The sequence below is a fragment of the Thermoplasmata archaeon genome (genome assembly GCA_035632695.1).
GTDB lineage: Archaea > Thermoplasmatota > Thermoplasmata > RBG-16-68-12 > RBG-16-68-12 > RBG-16-68-12.
Genome location: DASQGG010000138.1, coordinates 1 through 2069 on the forward strand (window position 1 = coordinate 1; position 2069 = coordinate 2069).

The 2069-nt window shown below is 62.1% G+C and carries 3 protein-coding genes; 2 read left to right on the forward strand and 1 reads right to left on the reverse strand.

Annotation, left to right across the window (positions count from 1 at the left end; all coding sequences use genetic code 11):
- Positions 1 to 241: 241 nt before the first annotated feature.
- Positions 242 to 514, reverse strand: a complete 273-nt coding sequence (locus tag VEY12_08840; protein HYM40231.1) for a hypothetical protein — start codon at positions 512 to 514, stop codon at positions 242 to 244.
- A 484-nt stretch (positions 515 to 998) separates the two neighbouring features.
- Here VEY12_08840 and VEY12_08845 point away from each other — a divergent pair, with 484 nt between their 5' ends.
- Positions 999 to 1619, forward strand: a complete 621-nt coding sequence (locus VEY12_08845) for a translation initiation factor IF-2 subunit beta (GenBank protein HYM40232.1) — start codon at positions 999 to 1001, stop codon at positions 1617 to 1619.
- Positions 1620 to 1626: 7 nt separating this feature from the next.
- A partial coding sequence (locus tag VEY12_08850; GenBank protein HYM40233.1) for a presenilin family intramembrane aspartyl protease occupies positions 1627 to 2069 on the forward strand: 443 nt, incomplete at its 3' end.

The window sequence follows — 2069 nt, forward strand, 5'->3', positions numbered from 1 at the left end:
TTGTAAAAGCCTTTCGGGATTCGCGCTGCAAGAAAATGAACCCGCCGCCAAGGGTGGGCATGAGGGGCGCATCCTCTGTTCTTCTTCCAGTGAACTAGCGGGTCTCTTCGTCGCCGAGGGTCTTTTTCGGAGGCCTTGGCCACGGTCTGTTCGGCTCAAGCATGACAGGGCTCGGCCTCTCGACGAGGGTGAAGGCTCGCTCCGCTGCGGGCATAGCCATCCGCTTCTTCAGCATGCTTTATCACCTCGCGTCAGAAACGCCTACTTCCTTTAATACTCCTTGCCTGCACGCTTCCATCAGACGCTCGTCGCGAGGAAGGCCGATTTCCGACTGTTGCGTAGGCAACACACGCTCCTTCGCCTTCTCGTACTCATCGAAGGAAACGCTTTGGCCGAGTTCCAGACGCTCTCGGATCTCGCCGAACGTTTCCTCTGCATGTACCCACTGACGGTAGCCGTCGGCAAGTTGGCCAATCGTCTTGGAATACCCGAGGATCGGCGCAATGATGGCCACGACTGCAGAGACAGCACTCAGCCCCTGCCAAAGTGTGGGGAACGAACCCCACAGCGCCCAGCTGGCGACCGTAGAGGACGAGGTCACGGCGAGAAAGGTCCGGACGGCAGTGTCGCGCCGAGAGAAGCGTCTCCACAGGGCCTCGTAATACCACCTGTTATATTTCGAAGTTAGCAACCTATCCCATACCATGTCATCTATGGTCGAGCCACTTGCCATCGCATACCTCCCCGGTTCGAAAGAGGACTAGCAGGAGGTAAAACTACCGTAGGGCTTGATCCGCTGGCCGGATTGCTCTGACACATCTCTCACCACGCGGTGCGAGGCCCCGGTCCGGATGGGCATTCAGCAGTACCCAAATGTGGCGAGCGACAACGGGCTATGAAACCGGTTGCCCCGCTAGACCTCAGCGGCCCAACAGTTATGTCGCGCCCTATCCACGGGCCTAAACCTTTAAACCCAGGCCCCTCCTTGGTCGGTCCCTATGTCCTCCCTCTCCTACGCGCAGCTCCTGGCCCGAGCCAAGAAGGCCCTCCCCGACGCCCTGAGCAGCGGCGAGCGGTTCCAGGTGCCCGCGCCCGACCTCGCGTACGAAGGCAAGACGACGATCCTGCGGAACTTCGAGGACATCGTCCAGGCGATCCGACGCGATCCGGACATGGTCCTGACGTACCTGCTCCGGGAGCTCGGAACCGCGGGCACGCTCGAGGGACGCCGCGTCGTCTTCAAGAGTAAGGTCACGCCCCAGGGCGTCGAAGAGCGCATCCGGTCCTACGTCGAGGCCTACGTGCTCTGCCAGGAGTGCGGCCGCCCGGACACCCGGCTCGTCAAGGAAGGCCGCATCGCGATGCTCGAGTGCGACGCCTGCGGCGCGCGCCGCCCCGTAAAGGCCGTGAAGAAGGCGGCCAAGGTCGAGGAGGCGCCCCTCGTCGAGGGCAAGGTCTACGAGATGATGATCCAGGACATCGGGAAGAAGGGCGACGGCATCGCCAAGCTGGACAAGTACATCATCTACGTTCCCGGGACCGCGAAGGGCGCCATCGTCAAGGTGTTCATCGAGAAGATCGCGGGCAGCGTCGCGTTCGGGCGGGTGCAACGGGAGTAGGCGGCGCATGGAACGAGAGATCCGGTCCATCGCCGTCATGGGAATTCTCCTCGCGGCGTCGCAGGTCGTCGCCCTCCTGATCGCGCCGTTCTTCGCGGGCCAGGGTATGACCGCGTTCCAGAACCCTTCGGACCCGATGAACGCCGTAATCTACATCGTCCTCATCCTGGCCTTCACCGGGGTCATCCTCCTTCTCATAAAGTACCGCCGCCAGAACCTCGCGCGGTACGTCGTCCTGGGCTCCGTGTGGATCACGGTGGCCTTCGTCGCGCTCCTTCCGTTGTACTACCTCCTGTACGATGTCGTGTCCGCCCTCACCACGATGAACGACGCCCTGCTGAGCAACCTGGGCAACCTTGCGACCGTGCTTGCCTTCGTGCTCGCGGGCGCCATAACGTACGTCCTGCTCAAGTACCCCGAGTGGTACGTCGTGGATGCGGTCGGGCTGGT